At 55.4% G+C, this 15,412-nt stretch carries 11 protein-coding genes and 1 pseudogene; 5 read left to right on the top strand and 7 right to left on the bottom strand.

Annotation, left to right across the window (positions count from 1 at the left end; genetic code table 11):
- Window positions 1-303: 303 nt before the first annotated feature.
- Genes BTJ39_RS20745 through BTJ39_RS20730 form a run of 4 tightly spaced genes read right to left on the bottom strand, consistent with a single transcriptional unit; the run spans window position 304 to window position 5,146 of the window.
- Complete coding sequence (locus BTJ39_RS20745; protein WP_078004629.1) at window positions 304-1,884, bottom strand: aldehyde dehydrogenase (NADP(+)); 1,581 nt, start codon at window positions 1,882-1,884, stop codon at window positions 304-306.
- A 40-nt stretch (window positions 1,885-1,924) separates the two neighbouring features.
- Window positions 1,925-3,397: an aldehyde dehydrogenase gene (locus tag BTJ39_RS20740; RefSeq protein WP_078004628.1), complete on the bottom strand. Its 1,473-nt coding sequence runs from the start codon at window positions 3,395-3,397 to the stop codon at window positions 1,925-1,927.
- Between the two features lie 20 nt (window positions 3,398-3,417).
- Window positions 3,418-4,209: an amino acid ABC transporter ATP-binding protein gene (locus BTJ39_RS20735; protein ID WP_078004627.1), complete on the bottom strand. Its 792-nt coding sequence runs from the start codon at window positions 4,207-4,209 to the stop codon at window positions 3,418-3,420.
- Window position 4,210: 1 nt separating this feature from the next.
- Entirely contained in the window at window positions 4,211-5,146 is a 936-nt protein-coding gene (locus BTJ39_RS20730) for an amino acid ABC transporter permease (RefSeq protein ID WP_241825959.1), read from the bottom strand.
- 143 nt (window positions 5,147-5,289) lie between these two features.
- Between BTJ39_RS20730 and BTJ39_RS20725 the strand changes: the two genes are divergently transcribed.
- From BTJ39_RS20725 to BTJ39_RS20705, 5 genes are all read left to right on the top strand, one after another.
- Complete coding sequence (locus tag BTJ39_RS20725) at window positions 5,290-6,513, top strand: D-arabinono-1,4-lactone oxidase (RefSeq protein ID WP_078004625.1); 1,224 nt, start codon at window positions 5,290-5,292, stop codon at window positions 6,511-6,513.
- A gap of 100 nt (window positions 6,514-6,613) precedes the next feature.
- A complete protein-coding gene (locus tag BTJ39_RS20720) occupies window positions 6,614-7,720 on the top strand; it encodes a mandelate racemase/muconate lactonizing enzyme family protein (RefSeq protein WP_078004624.1) in 1,107 nt (368 codons plus the stop codon).
- Entirely contained in the window at window positions 7,720-8,781 is a 1,062-nt protein-coding gene (locus tag BTJ39_RS20715) for a proline racemase family protein (RefSeq protein WP_078004623.1), read from the top strand. Before BTJ39_RS20720 ends, BTJ39_RS20715 begins: the two co-directional genes overlap by 1 nt.
- A gap of 17 nt (window positions 8,782-8,798) precedes the next feature.
- Window positions 8,799-9,713, top strand: coding sequence for a dihydrodipicolinate synthase family protein (locus tag BTJ39_RS20710; RefSeq protein ID WP_078004622.1), 915 nt, complete (start codon window positions 8,799-8,801; stop codon window positions 9,711-9,713).
- A 194-nt stretch (window positions 9,714-9,907) separates the two neighbouring features.
- Complete coding sequence (locus BTJ39_RS20705; protein WP_078004621.1) at window positions 9,908-10,870, top strand: dihydrodipicolinate synthase family protein; 963 nt, start codon at window positions 9,908-9,910, stop codon at window positions 10,868-10,870.
- A gap of 74 nt (window positions 10,871-10,944) precedes the next feature.
- On the opposite strand, the gene etsC is transcribed toward BTJ39_RS20705, so the two are convergent.
- From etsC to etsA, 3 genes and pseudogenes are all read right to left on the bottom strand, one after another.
- On the bottom strand, window positions 10,945-12,345 hold the full coding sequence (gene etsC, locus BTJ39_RS20700) for a macrolide efflux RND transporter outer membrane subunit EtsC (protein ID WP_078004620.1): 1,401 nt from the start codon (window positions 12,343-12,345) through the stop codon (window positions 10,945-10,947).
- Window positions 12,346-12,348: 3 nt separating this feature from the next.
- Entirely contained in the window at window positions 12,349-14,289 is a 1,941-nt protein-coding gene (locus tag BTJ39_RS20695; protein ID WP_078004619.1) for a MacB family efflux pump subunit, read from the bottom strand.
- A pseudogene (etsA, locus tag BTJ39_RS20690) lies at window positions 14,286-15,284 on the bottom strand (macrolide efflux RND transporter periplasmic adaptor subunit EtsA); the annotation flags it as partial. The gene BTJ39_RS20695 and the pseudogene etsA, both read right to left, overlap by 4 nt.
- Window positions 15,285-15,412 lie beyond the last annotated feature (128 nt).

Here is a 15,412-nt window from a genome sequence, read left to right as displayed (position 1 = left end):
GCTATCGCCAGAGTTGCGGGCAGGTACCGCAACGGCGCAGCAGAGCAGCCGTATCGTTATGGGTGATAATGATTATCGATATAATAATGATTGTTGTTACATATTCAATCTTTTTAGAAATATTTTGTTTCATCATGTCGATGATTTAATTGCATATATTTCCATGTGTTTCGTGTTGTTTTAGATGGTGTGGCAAGGGGCAGGGGCTAGCCGGGGGAGTGCAAGCAGAGCAGAAAAACCAGGTTGTTTTGCCAGCAATGCGCTATGCCGGGTCGATTACCACAGCATAGCGCAGGCAAGATCTCACTCCAGAGCAGCGTCGGACCAGGCGCCATTAACCAGGCGGGTGATGTGCAACGGATTGGCGTTTTTTAACGGGTCCGGCAGCAGCGCATCGGGATAGTTCTGGTAACACACCGGGCGCAAGAAGCGATCGATTGCCAGGGTTCCAACTGAGGTACCGCGTGCGTCGGAGGTTGCCGGGTAGGGGCCGCCATGGACCATCGCATCGCTAACTTCCACGCCGGTGGGATAGCCATTGATCAGCAGGCGTCCCGCTTTTTGTTCCAGCAGCGGCACCAGCGTGGAGAAATGATGCAGATCTTCAGGCTCGCCAATTAACGTTGCCGTCAACTGCCCGCGCAGCCCACCCAGAGCCTGAGTCAGCTGCTGTTGGTCATCGACTTCGATAGCAATGGTAACCGGTCCGAAAACTTCCTCCTGCAACAGCGCATCGCCATCGATCAGCAGGCTGGCCTGTGCTTTAAATAGCTGTGGATATGCCTGGTCCCCCTTTTGCGGCGCTCCGGCAAGATGGCTGAGTGCCGGATGATGATGAAGTTGGTTCAGACCTTTTTCGTAGCTGCTTAATACCCCTTTATTCAGCATTGTCTGCGGCGCGCTTTGTGCTATATAGCTGGCCATGGTCTGCAGAAACTGACTGAACGCCGCTGAGCGGATGGCAATGAAAATACCTGGATTTGTGCAAAACTGTCCGCAACCCATCACCACCGATTCGCTGAGCTCACGGGCAATTTGCTCGCCGCGATTTTGCAGCGCGTCGGGTAGTAAAATCATCGGATTGATGCTGCTCATCTCAGCAAATACCGGGATCGGCTGCGGCCTGGCCGCGGCCATATCACACAGCGCCCGACCGCCTTTTAACGAACCGGTGAAGCCGACAGCCTGGATCGCCGGGTGACGAACCACCACCTCGCCAATACCGGCGCCGAAAATCATATTGAATACGCCAGCTGGCATTGCGCTTTTGCTGACCGCCCGGCTAATGGCAAGCGCGACGCATTCGGCGGTTGCCATATGGCCGCTGTGGGCTTTCATTACGACCGGGCAGCCGGCGGCAAGGGCGGCGGCGGTATCTCCCCCGGCGGTTGAAAACGCCAGCGGAAAATTGCTGGCGCCGAAAACGGCGACCGGGCCGACGCCGCGTTTCATCTGACGCAAATCCGGCCGGGGCAGGGGTTTACGATCGTTTAATGCCAGGTCGATGCGGGCGCCCAGGTAATCGCCACGGCGCAGCACGCTGGCAAACAGGCGCATCTGGCCGCTGGTTCTGGCTCTTTCGCCGCGAATGCGCCCTTCTGGTAGCGCCGTTTCACGCATAACCAGCCGGATGAATTCATCATCCAGCGCATCCAGTTCATCGGCAATATTATCCAGAAAACGCGCGCGCTGATGCGGCGGAGTTGCCTGGTAGGCGTCAAATGCCTGGCCGGCGGCAACGCAGGCGGCAGCGGCCTCTTCGCTGCTGGCCTGATGAAAACTCCAGGGTAACGCTTCACCGCTGTGGGCATCATAGCTGACCAGCATCTCACGGCTTTCGCCGCTGCGTTCGCCATGAATAAAGTTTTGTCCGGTAAGATTCATTTTTTCCTCGCCTCTGCTCTGATAAGTCAGCTGGTCGCAGTTAGCTCAACGATACCCAGATAGTTTTCAGCTGCGTGTATTGATCGAATGCTTCAATGCCTTTGTCATAGCCGCCGAAACCAGAGGTTTTGTAGCCGCCGAAAGGCGTGGTGATATCGCCCTCGCCATAGCCATTGACCGCGACGGTGCCGGCTTGAATCTGGCGCGCCATACGTATGGCCACATTGATATCGTTTGAAAATAGCGTAGCGGCCAGCCCGTAAGTCGAGTCGTTAGCCAGCGTAATCGCCTCGTCTTCGCTGTCAAAGCTGATGATGGCGACCACCGGTCCGAAAATTTCCTGCCGCGCCAGCGCCATGTCAGGCATGACGTCATCAATAATTGTGGCTTCCACGAACCAGCCGCCGCTCTCTTTGAGTGCCTGACTGCCGCCGGTGACGACGCGAGCGCCGGCTTTTTTCGCCGCATCAATGGCTTCCAGAACGCGCGTTAACGCCGGGGCTTCGATAAGCGGCCCCAGCTTGCTGCTGCGGTCGGTTGGCGGGCCGACTTTCCATACTTCAGCCGCTTTTATCAGTGCCTCAATAAAGGGTTTTTTAATCGCTGAATGCACCAGAATACGCGAGCCGCAGGTGCAGTTTTGCCCCATGTTCCAGAAAGCGGCATTCGCCAGGTTTTCAGCAACCTCATCGAGCCGTTCGGCCATATCCGGCATCACGATTTGCGGGCTTTTTCCGCCACACTCCAGCACCACTTTTTTCAGGTTGCTATCGGCGGCGTAGCGCAGAAACTGCCGGCCAATTTCCGTGGAGCCGGTAAAGGTCAGCATATCGACGTCCTGATGCAGCCCCAATGCCTTGCCGGTAATGTGTCCATGGCCTGGCACCACGTTAAATATGCCCGCCGGGATCCCGGCCTGATGGGCCAGCTCGGCGATGCGCAGCGCAGACAGCGAGGCCAGCTCCGCAGGCTTAACGACGATGGCATTGCCCGCGGCCAGCGCCGGGGCAATTTTCCATGAAAGCGTTCCCGCCGGAAAATTCCACGGCAGCACCATGCCGACTACGCCTACCGCCTCACGCACGATAATGCCCAGATTTTCGCTGCCCGAAGGGGAGACCTTGCCGAAAACCTTATCGATAGCTTCGGCGTACCAGCGAATATTATTGGCAACGTCGGGCAGATCTAAATTTTCGCAGTCCCACAGCGGCTTGCCGGCGTCAATGCAATCAAGCAACGCCAGCTCGGCGGCGTTAGCATCAATAAGATCGGCGAATTTCAGCAGGATATGTTTACGCTCACGCGGTGCCAGCTGGCTCCAGACGCCGCTATTAAAGGCCGCGCGCGCTGCGCTGACCGCCCGATCAACGTCGGAGGGCGAGCAAAAGGCTATCTGGTTTAGCAGCTTGCCGGTTGCCGGATTAAAATTATCGAAAACCGCCTGATTTTCAGCATCAATAAACTCACCGTTAATAAAAGCGCGGGTACGAACTGTTTCGGGTAACGCGGTCATAAAAACTCCAGCCAGTTAAGTTATAAAACCTTGCCAAGGAATGCTTTGGCGCGGGCATGCTGCGTGTGGTTAAAAAAGCGATCGGGGTTGCCTTGTTCAACGATGACGCCGTTATCCATAAACACCACCTGATCGCTGACTTCGCGGGCGAATCCCAGCTCGTGCGTAACGACGACCATCGTCATGCCCTCATCGGCCAGTTCACGCATTACGGTAAGCACTTCGCCAACCAGTTCGGGGTCCAGCGCGCTGGTGGGTTCATCAAACAGCATCAGGCGTGGCTTCATCGCCAGCGCTCTGGCAATGGCAACCCGCTGTTGTTGGCCGCCAGAAAGGGTGCGGGGGTAAGCATCGGCTTTCGCGGCCAGCCCGACTTTTGACAGCAGATGCCTGGCGTGCTCGATGGCTTCGCGGCGATTGATTTTGCGTACCCCGACCGGGGCTTCAATAATGTTTTGCAGTACCGACATATGAGGAAACAGGTTAAATCCCTGAAAAACCATGCCGATATCGGCGCGCTGGCGTGCTATTTCTGCCTTTTTCATCTCATAAAGCTTGCCGTTGTGTTCGCGGTAGCCAACCAGGCTGCCTCCGACCTGCAGCAGGCCTTTATCAATGCGTTCAAGGTGATTCATACAGCGTAGCAAGGTACTTTTTCCGGAGCCGGACGGGCCGAGGATGCAGCACACCTTGCCGTATTCGATAGTCAGGTCGATACCTTTTAACACCGCCAGATGACCGAAGGCTTTCTCGACGCCACGGGCAACCACCGCGTGCTGACCGGCCGCTGGCTGAGATGGGGTAACCGTCATATTAAGCGCTCCTCTCTGTTTCATTACTTTCTTCGCGCGCAGAGCTGGACGCGACCTGAGAATGGCGATCGCCCCGGCCAAAATGGCGCTCAAGGAAGTGCTGGAAAAGCGTCAGAATGGTGGTCAACGCCAGATACCATAAAGAGGCGACGATAAGCAGCGGGATGGTCTGGAAATTGGCGGTATAAATCAGCTGGGCGGAGTAGAGCAGTTCTTCAAGCGCGATGACGCTTACCAGCGAGGTGGTTTTCAGCATGCCGATCAGCTGATTGCCCGTTGGCGGGATAATCATCTTCATCGCCTGCGGCAAAATAACGCGAAACATGACGCGAAAGCCTGACATGCCAAGGGCTTCCGCCGCCTCACGCTGGCCGGTCGGTACCGAATTAAGCCCGGATCGCACAATCTCCGACATGTAGGCGCCTTCATTAAGTCCAAGTCCGAGTAGCGCGGCAACGTAAACGGTTATGTAGGTATTGGCGTCGAAGGTTCCGAGATTCGGGCCGATGGGAAAACCGAGCGTTATCTGCGGATAAAGCGCCGACAGATTGAACCAGAAAATGAGCTGCACCAGCAATGGCGTGCCGCGAAACATCCATAAATAGATGTTGGCTATGGTCTCCAGCACCGGGTTTTTCGACATGCGCATCAGCGCCAGCGTGGTACCCAGTATGATACCGATACTCATCGCAGCCAGCGTCAGCCAGATGGTGGTAAGCAATCCGGAAAGAATCGAAGGGTCGAACAGATACTTCGCCACCTCCGTCCACTGAAATCGCGGGTTGGTTACCATCGACATAATAAGTCCGCCGGCAACCAGTATGATGATGGCAGCGGCAACCCAACGCCCGTGATGTCTCAGCGGAATAACTGGCATCTTCTCTATTTCTCGCATATCTCTTGCTACCTGACGATTTAACAATTGTGTCTGTGCCACGTTTGTTCCCCTGACAGTCTTGAAACTCGATATGGATGCTGGTAAGAGTTTATAGTAATCGATAACCGATAGCCGGTTACATCATGTTTGTTTCAATTTTGTGAGTCAAGTCGAAAACAGACGCTCACCCGGAGGAAAAACTTATGACCCGTCACGCATGGCAAAACTGGGGAGGCAACCAGCGCTTTACGTCAGCTGGCATAGCGCGCCCGCTCAATGAGCAGCAGGCAATAACCACTATTCGTCAGGCAGTAAGCCAGCGTCAGCCGCTACGCGTCGCGGGCAGCGGTCACTCGTTTACGCCGGTGGTCGAAACGCCTGGAATGCTGCTGGACCTGTCGGCGCTAAGTGGAGTCATTAACGTCGATAAGTCCAGTGGCTGCGCAGAAGTCTGGGGAGGAACGCGGATTGCCGATCTTGGCGAACCCTTGTGGCAGGCAGGACTATCGATCGCCAATCAGGGGGATATTGACGTTCAGACCATCGCCGGTGCGATTGCCACCGGAACGAAAGGCTCCGGTACGCAGTTTGGCTCGTTGTCATCACGGGTAACCAGCCTGCGCATTGTTAATGGCCTCGGCGAGGTGGTGGATATTGATCGCTCGCAGCCAGAGTGGCTTTATGCCGGTCAGGTGGCGGTTGGCATGCTTGGTCCGGTGTTGCGCGTTGGTTTGCAGCTGGTCGAACGATATAAACTGCGGGAGGAAAATATCATTCTGCCGCTGTCGGAGGTGCTGCGTCAGTGGGATTATTTGCTGGCTGAGTATCGCCATTTTTCCTTCTGGTGGATGCCTGCGGCTCGCTCTGCACAGCTGTACAAGCTTGGCGAGGTGCCGGCCGACCACTGTTTTGTCAAACTGCTGCGCGAGCTGCCGGACGATGGTCGTGATGAGCCGACCGGCCAGATGAATAACCGTACCGACCGGGCCTACCGTATTTATCCTGATGGCACCACGGTGGCAGAATTTCATGAACTGGAATATATGGTCAGCGCCGCAGACGCCCGCGCAGCGATGGCCGCTATCTGCACCCTGATGAAACAGCGATTTCCCGATCAGATTTCGCCGCTGCAGGTGCGTTGGCAACAGGCCGATCGCGGCTTTTTGTCGGCGCAGAACGGCCGGGATAGCGTGTCGCTTTCGGTTTCCGGCGAAATTGGCCGGGATTACCAGCATTTTTTACGCGCAGTCGATGCCGAGCTGCGTCCGTTCAATGCGCGTCCTCACTGGGGAAAACTCCATTTTCTCGATCGACAGCGGGTCGAGGCGCTATACCCTGACTATCACCGCTTTCAACGTATTCGCCGTGAAAACGATCCTGATAATTTGTTTTTGAATCCGCACCTGGCAGCGCTGTTTCGCGAGTGAGGCATTTTCAGCTTACGCGAGGGTGAATAAAACCTGATTGACAGCTTAAGCGTGCAATGTAATATATTACCCATTACCAATCACTACGGATGTGCCGACAATGAAAATTGCTGCAATTGAGGTTTTTGGTTATCAGCTGACCTACGCCCATGGCGAATACGTTATGTCGGGCGGCCGCGCGGCCCAGAGTCAGGCATCAACGCTGGTGCGTATTCGCACGGATGATGGCCAGGAAGGGTGGGGAGAAAGCAGCACGCTGGGCGGCACTTACCTGCCGGCATTTGCTGAGGGAATTCGGGCCGGAATACAGGTGATGGCGCCAGCGCTGCTTGGGCTGGACCCGCGAAACCTCTCTGTTATTCATCAGCGGATGAATGCGCTATTGCTTGACCAGCAGGGCGCGAAAAGCGCCATCGATATCGCCTGTTGGGATCTGCTGGGTAAGGCGGCGGGATTACCGATCGCCATGCTGACCGGCGGGATAGCCCAGGCGGATTTTCCGCTGTATGAAGCCGTTCCGCTGGCTGCGCCTGAGGCGATGGCTGAATTCGTACGGTTGCGCAGCCTGTCCGGTATTAATCGTTTCCAGTTGAAAGTCGGCAACGACCCGTTTGAAGACGCGCTGCGTACGCGCCGGGTGATTGAAGCCTGCCCGGCTGATGCGGTGATTGTCGCTGACGCTAACGGTGGCTGGAATCTGCAGGCGGCGATGAAAGCCGTAAGTGAAATGGCAGGGCTTAACGTGCTGGTTGAGCAGCCGTGCCGCGATACCGCAGATTGTGCGCTGGTGCAGCGCATGAGCTCGCTGCCGCTGTCGATGGATGAGTCGGTGACTAACGCAGCGGAGCTTTACCGGGCTAAATACGAGGCGAATGCCTGTTCGGTCAATATCAAACTTGCCCGCGTAGGGGGCATAAGCGGTGCCATCCGCATGCGCGATCTTGCCCAGGATTTAGGCATGACCATCTGTATTGAAGACGTCTGGGGCGGTGATGTAACCAGCGCGGCGGTGGCGCATGTCGCTGCCAGCACCCGGCCGGATGCGTTACTGCATGCCTCATTCTTTAACGACTGGACGCGTGAACACGTGGCGGGCTATCAGCCGCGCTCGGTGCAGGGACGTGGCAAAGCGCCAATGGCGCCGGGGCTTGGCATTGCGGTTGATGCTGGCGCTCTCGACGCGCCGTTGTTTCAGGTCGCGGGCTGATGAGCGCGCCATTCAGGCTGCCAGCGGCGGTTGATGCCTGGCTGGAAAAAGAACAGCGCCAGGCGATCGGCGTTGTTGATAGCCATACCGGCGGTAATCCAACGCGCATTGTGCTGTCCGGTATTACCCTGCCGCAGGAAGCGCGCACGGTTGACAGCGCCCGCAGCTGGCTGCGCGATCATGCCGATCACTGGCGGCGCCGGCTGGTTCACGAACCGCGCGGCGGCGGCCTGACCTGCGCGGTTTTACCGGTTTACGGCAAGCAGGATGGCTGCGATATCGGCGCGGTTTTCCTTGAGCCTGGCGCTTATCCGCCAATGTGCGGTCACTGCACGATTGGCTTTGCCAGCGTCATTATTGAGCTTGGTTTATTGCCTGAGCTGCCGCTGCAAGCGGATGGTAGCGTTGAATTCAACATTCGCACGCCTGCCGGCGCTATTGGTATCGAAGCGCGTCGTCAAAATGGCCAGCTGGTTGATATCACCATGATCAACGTCGAATCCTACTGCATCAGCCGCAGTCAATGCCTGGTGGAGGGACGCGCCATGGATGTTGAGCTGCTGTACGGCGGCGATTATTACATTTCAGTTGATGCCGAGCGGATAGGACTGTCGTTGCAGCGGGACAATGCCAGCGAGATTGTGCGTCTTGCCCGACAGATAAGATCAGCCTATACCCGCGACGGCGTGCGCGATCCGGCCAATGGCGAACGGCTCGATGTTTACCAGGTGTTATTTTATCAGCATCACCCGGCAGAACCCGGACGGGCGAAGATTGTGGTTGTGGCCCCGCCGGGGGTTATCGATCGTTCACCCTGCGGCACTGGCAGCAGTGCTTTTTATGCCCGTCTGGTCACCATGGGCCTGCTCAAGCCGGATGATGTACTGACGACCTCCAGCATTATTGATTCGACTTTTACCGTTACGGCCCGGCGGGTTCGTTCTGAAGGTTCGCGACTGATGATAACGCCAGCGTTAACCGGGCGAGCCCGTATCAATGGTTTTCTGCTAATCGCCGCTGATGCCGGTGACGAACTGGCAGATGGTTTTGCACCGCTTTAACTTACGGAGACTTTATTATGACGCTTAAAGGTGTACTTTCCGCAATTGTTACCCCCTTCACGGCGGACGGTGAAAAAATTGATGAAAAGGCGCTGCGCGCGCTGGTGGAGCAGGGGATTAAGGACGGCGTTGACGGTTTTGTGCCTGCGGGCGGCACGGGCGAATTCGCTACCTTGTCTCATCAGGAACGTTTGCAGTTAGTTGAAATTGTGGTCGATCAGACCGCCGGTCGGGCGGCGGTGCTGGCGCATACCGGGGCAACCTCAACGCGTGAAGCGGTGGCGTTTTCTCAGCACGCTGAGCGGATCGGTGCGACGGCAGTGATGCTGGCTACGCCTTATTATGAGCCTATCGGCTTTGATGAAGCCTGGCGTTATTATGCTGGCGTGGCGGATGCTATTTCGCTGCCCATTTGCGCCTATAATTTCCCGCCTGCTACCGGCCTGCATCTTGACGTTGATTTTTTAGTTAAGCTGGCACGTGAAATTCCGCAGGTGAAATATGTTAAAGACTCTTCTGCCAATATTTTGCAGATGAATACCCTGTTGGCCGAACACGCGCAGGATATAACCTTGCTTAACGGCGAGGATGTACTGATGCTGCCAGCGTTACTATTAAAGGCGCCGGGTATGGTAATGGGTATTGCTAACTTTATGACGCCGGCATTACTGCAATTACAGCAGGCGAGTGAGCAGGGGGACGCGCAAAAAATTGCTGATATCTGGCGGCAGATTAATCCATTAATTCGCCTGCTCGCCAGCGGCCGTTATAACAGCGGCGTGAAGGCCGCCTGTGAGATCCTCGGGCTGCGCGTCGGTCCGGTGCGGGAACCCATCCCACAGTATACGGCGAGCCAAAAAGAGCAGCTTAAAAATGTGCTTAATAAATTGGATGCCTCTTTGTTAACTTCAGCTGCCAAAAATAACGGTTAATAGATCAATATTTTTATTATGTAGTTACTATTTTTTGTTAATAACCCCGCCGGCGAAAAAATAATTTAGCGGACGGGGTGTAATCATATCTGGTCGTTGTTTACCTGTGACCATTGTCAGGCCTTTTGCGCTGTTCGCAATGAAATAAAGTGATTTTCACATTATTTCAGGTGTTCTGTTTCCTGGAGATAAATATGAAATCGGATATATTTTCTGGTGTCATTCCGGCGTTAATGACGCCATGTAAAGACGATCGTACTCCTGACTTTGATGCGCTGGTAAAGAAAGCTCAACAGCTTATCGCAGCAGGAATGTCCTCAGTTGTTTATTGCGGTTCGATGGGGGACTGGCCGTTGCTGACTGATGCTCAGCGCATGGAAGGCGTCGAGCGGCTGGTCACTGCCGGAATTCCGGTGATCGTTGGCACCGGAGCAGTCAATACGGCAACTGCTGTCGCTCATGCGGCCCATGCGCAAAAGGTTGGCGCTAAAGGGCTGATGGTGATTCCTCGCGTGCTATCGCGCGGGACGGTGATCAGTGCGCAAAAAGCGCATTTTAAAGCCATTCTTGACGCGGCCTCCGATCTGCCGGCGGTGATTTATAACAGCCCGTATTATGGCTTTGCCACGCGTGCCGATCTTTTCTTCGCGCTGCGCGCTGAGCATCCTAACCTGATTGGCTTTAAAGAGTTTGGCGGCGATGCTGATTTACGCTACGCCGCAGAAAATATCACCAGCAAGGATGATGATGTCACCCTGATGATTGGCGTGGATACCGCCGTTTTCCATGGCTTTGTTAACTGTGGGGCGGTTGGCGCGATTACCGGTATCGGCAATGTGCTGCCAAAAGAAGTGCTACACCTTTGCAATCTTGCCAAAGCCGCCGCTACAGGTAATGGGGATGCTCGCCAGCGGGCCCTTGAACTTGAGCAGGCGCTGGCGGTGCTGTCATCGTTTGATGCCGGCCCCGATCTGGTGCTCTATTTTAAGCATATGATGGTGCTGCAAGGGGACAGTGAATACCGGCTGCATTTTAATCATAGCGATGCATTGAGTGAAAGCCAGCGCGGCTACGTGGAGAAACAGCTCGGCCTGTTTAAAAGCTGGTATGCCACATGGTGTCAGCATCCAGGCGCAGTGCAGGAGTTCAAAGCCTGATTCAATACCAGAGATAATTGGTAAACGCGTGTTTAACGCCGCCAGTTTTGCTGGCGGCGTTAATTTATTGCTGGTTAAAAAGCGATTCCAGCCGGCTGGTCGGCGCCTGGGAAAGTCGCTGAACCGCCAAACTCCAGATAGATTTTTACCAGATTATTTAACTGGTCAAAGCGATTTTCATCGAGTAACAGCTCGGCCTGGCGGCGTTTATCCTGGGCATCAAGCCAGAACGAAATCCGCACCGCGCCCTGCCGGTAACGCACTTCATTTAGCTTCTCTGATTTTTTCGCCAGTTCCAGACCATCACGCAGGCGCGTCTCTTGTTCAAGCAGTTGATGACGCAAAGAAAGCGCATCCTCTATACTGCTCATCGCCTTGTAAAGTGCCTGTTTAAACGCCAGCACCCGCTGTTCGTAGTCGTTGCGCGCAATCTTCACGTCCACGCCTCTTGCTCTCCAGTCCAGGAACGGCAGCGTCAGGTTTGCGCCAACGGTGCCGACAGGATTGTGCAGGAAGGCAATGAGCGTGCTGCTGCTTGTGCCAAGCGAGCCGGTCAGACTGAACGCCGGATAAAATTCGCTGCGCCGGATATCAACCGTGGTCAGCGCTTCACGCACCCGCCACTCTTTGGCGCTGATATCCGGTCGGTGCCGCAGCGCGTTGACCGGAATATTCACATTGACCTGCGGCAGCGGTCCCGTCGGTAACGCTTTTGGTTCGACAATCGGGCTGCCCGGCGCGGTGCCAAGCAGAACGGCCTGCTGGTTAAGCGCCTTTAAACGTTCATTCTGCAACGCGGTCAGTCTGTTCTCCTGGGATAGCATGCCCTGCTGAGCGTCCACCACATCCAGCAAGGAAGCGCCGCCCGCTGCGTAGCGAGCATTAGCCAGACGCAGCGTCTCTTTTGCGTAATCGATACTCTGTTGAAGGACAGACAGCTGTTGGTTAATTAAGCCGATGCGCCAATAGTTATTACTGGCATCTGAGAGTAGCGTCAGGCGGGCAGCACGCAAATCCTCTTCTGAGGCCTCACGCGCCCACGCTTTCGCGTCACGTTGGCGCGCTATCTTGCCCCACAGATCCAGCTCATAACGGGTATCGAGATTGGCGTCGCTGCCACTGCGCCAGCCAGCTGAGCCGTCCAGTTGCTTTTTGCTATTCACGCCGAGCGACCCTTTAAGTCCCGGATCGTTCGCGATGCCAACCCGCTCCTCGTCAAGCCGGGCGCGATACACGCGCAGCACCGCCCCAGCCACGTCGTTATTGCGCGCTATAACCTGCCGCAGCCAACCATCGAGTCGTGGGTCGTTAAACGCTTGCCAGTCAAACGGCGCCGTCTCTCCGGCAGCAGCACCCTGATACCAGCTTGCAGGGTATTTCACCTCAGGAGTTTGGTAATCGCTTTTCAGGAAGTTTGCGCAGCCGGCGCTAAGCAGGGCTGCAAGGCATACAACTAAAGGGGATAATGTTTTCATGGGTTACTCGCTGGCCAGTGAAACGACCGGGTCCATCCTTGCCGCCTTGCGAGCGGGGAGATAACCAAAGATCATGCCGATTAACGTTGAGCTGAAGAATGCAGCAGCCGCGGCCTGCCACGAATAAATAGCGGTAAACATGCTGCCCGCCAGTGCGGTAAACAACGCGCCGGCGGCGTACGATAGCGCAATACCCAACGCGCCGCCGATAAGACACACCAGCACGGCCTCAATCATGAATTGCTGCATGATATCGCTGCGCCGCGCGCCTACCGCCATACGCACGCCAATTTCATGGGTACGTTCGGTCACCGACACCAGCATAATGTTCATCACCCCAATACTGCCGATCATCAGCGAGATGCAGGCCACCATCAGAATCAGAATACTGAAGGTCAGTGAGGTCCGTTCGACAGATTTTCGAATCTGTTCGAAATTATAGAGCTGGAAATCTTTCACTCCGTGGCGTTGGGTCAATAGCTGAGAAATAGCGCTTACCGCCGCCTCGTTAGCAACATTGTCCTTAAGCCGGACGCTGATGCTGGTCAGCACCGGTTTTCCTACCATTCGGTACATCACCGTGCTGTAAGGCATCCAGACGGTAATGCGGTTTGGCGCATAGCTACGGTTATTGCTTTTAGCTATACCGACGACCCGCGCAGGCACCGAGCCAAGAAAGACGATTTGACCCAACGCCTGTAATCCCGCATCGTCAAATAGCGCCTTGCGGGCGTTTTCATCAATGATCACTTCCTGCTGGGCATTTCGGTCGTCCCGGAAGGTTGCTCCCTGCAAAAGCTCAATACCGTTAACGCGAAAATGATCGCGCCCAACGCCGTTGATCGTAGCGGTGGCGGATTTGCCGAGAAAACGAATGTTGTCTGAGGCGTTAACTTCGGGGCTGACGCTGTCAACAAACCCCTGCTTTGCTAACGCCTCTGCATCTGCCGGAACCAGCGTACGGATGCTTTCGGCGCTGTCATCAAAAAAATCCCTCCCCGGAAAAATGCTCACCACGTTGGTTCCCAGCTGTTTAATATTCTCCAGGGTTCGCTGCTTGGCACCTTCACCCAGTGCCACGACCGTCACAACGGCGGCGATGCCAAAGATAATGCCCGTCATGGTTAACGTCGTGCGCAGGCGGTGCGCATTCATCGCTTTTAGCGCCATTTGCAGGGATTCACGGGTGCGGTCGAACAGACTCTGCCAGCGGCTTTGCTGAACGCTGTCAGGCGGAGCGAGGGCAACCCCGGAGGTAGCGCAACTACCGGTATCAGAGATTATTTCGCCGTCACGCAGCTCAATAATACGGTTTGCGTACTGCGCGACCTTCATATCGTGAGTCACGATAACCACGGTGTGACCACGCTGATTCAGTTCGCTGAGTATTGCCAGCACCTCCTGACCGGACTGCGTATCCAGCGCGCCGGTCGGCTCATCCGCAAGGATGATTTCGCCACCGTTGATCAGCGAGCGGGCAATACTTACCCGCTGCTGCTGACCGCCGGAAAGTTCTCCCGGCTTATGGTGTTCGCGGCCTTCCAGCCCAAGCCTGCCGAGCAGTGAAGCGGCTCGCAGACGGCGCTTGTCACGCTCGCTATTGGCATAAATCGCCGGAATTTCGACGTTACCTAACGCGCTAAGGTCGGGCATTAAATGGTAACGCTGGAAGATAAAGCCGATATGCTCGCGGCGGGTCCTTGCCAACTCATCTGGTGAAAGCCGGGCAGCATTCTGGCCGCGGATGTAGTAGTCGCCGCAATCCGGGACGTCGAGACAGCCCATAATATTCATCAGCGTTGACTTACCTGAACCGGAGGCCCCGATGATCGCGACCAGCTCTCCGGCCGCGATAGTCAGATCAATCTCTTTCAACACGGTAAGCGCCTGTCCACCGTTGGTATAGGTGCGGCTGATGCCCTTCAGCTGTATGATATTACTCAAAGTACAAACCCTTCCCCTGGCGCTTTCTCACCCGGCTGCGACAGCACAACATTTTCCCCGACTTTTACACCGTCAAGGATCTGAATATCCACGCTGTTGGTAATACCGGTTTTGACCTCGCGGGTTTCCAGCGTGTTATCACTGAGCAACACCTGTACCTGTTGCTTGTTGCCATCGACTTTGTGCACCGCCTGAATCGGCACCAGCAGCGTGTTTTTTGCCTCGCCGGCCAACAGGGTAACTTGTGCTGTCATGGCGATACGCAGCCGGTTATCCGGGTTCGGAACGTCCAGCAGCGCATTGTAGTACACCGAAGCGTTTGACGTACCTGAACCCGAGGCCGAATTGTTGCTGGCAAGGGCATCGTCTTTCATAACCGACTCCGGTGCCAGTTCAACGGTACGTAGCGTGGCGTCATAATGCTTATCAGGATCCGAGAAAATGGTGAATCTGGCCTTTTGCCCCGGCGAAACGCGCGTGATATCCGCCTCAGAGATCTGGGCTTTAATGGTCATCACGTCCAGGCGGGCGAGTTTGATAATGGTCGGCGCACTTTGGCTGGCGTTCACCGTCTGGCCCTGTTGGGTGACCACGGCAATAACCGTGCCGTCCATTGGAGCAACAACCTTTGTATAACCCAGATCGACCTTTTTTTTATCGACATCAATCTGTGCCTGGACCAGTTTGGCATTCAATGACAGCAATTCCGCGCGAGTGGTGGCCAGCGTGGCTTCGGCAGTTTCAAAGTCTTCCCGCGAACTCGCATCCTCTCGCAGCATCTGGCGCTGACGCTTAAAACGCAGTTCGGCCTGCTTCAATAGCGCCTGCCTGGCCTGACGTTCCGCTTTAACCACGTTGAGTGCAGCTTCTGCGTTGCGCAAGTCATTACGCTGTGGCACGTCATCAATATCGGCAATTGACTGCCCTTTGGTAACGCGGTCGGCTAACTTAACTTTCAGCGACTTAACCTGGCCAGAAACCTGTGCGCCAACGTTTTGTGGGGGGGAAATCATTTCTGCACTGATCGGATATTTTCATGAGGGCCGCAAACTCAACAGCGGCGTGGCTTGTGAAGGATTTAGTGATTTTGCACTCTGGCGAGAAAATGACTCAAAATTGATTT

Origin of the sequence: Izhakiella australiensis (assembly GCF_002006995.1) — a bacterium.
Taxonomy (GTDB): domain Bacteria; phylum Pseudomonadota; class Gammaproteobacteria; order Enterobacterales; family Enterobacteriaceae; genus Izhakiella; species Izhakiella australiensis.
This window is presented reverse-complemented; position numbering and strand designations above follow the sequence as displayed.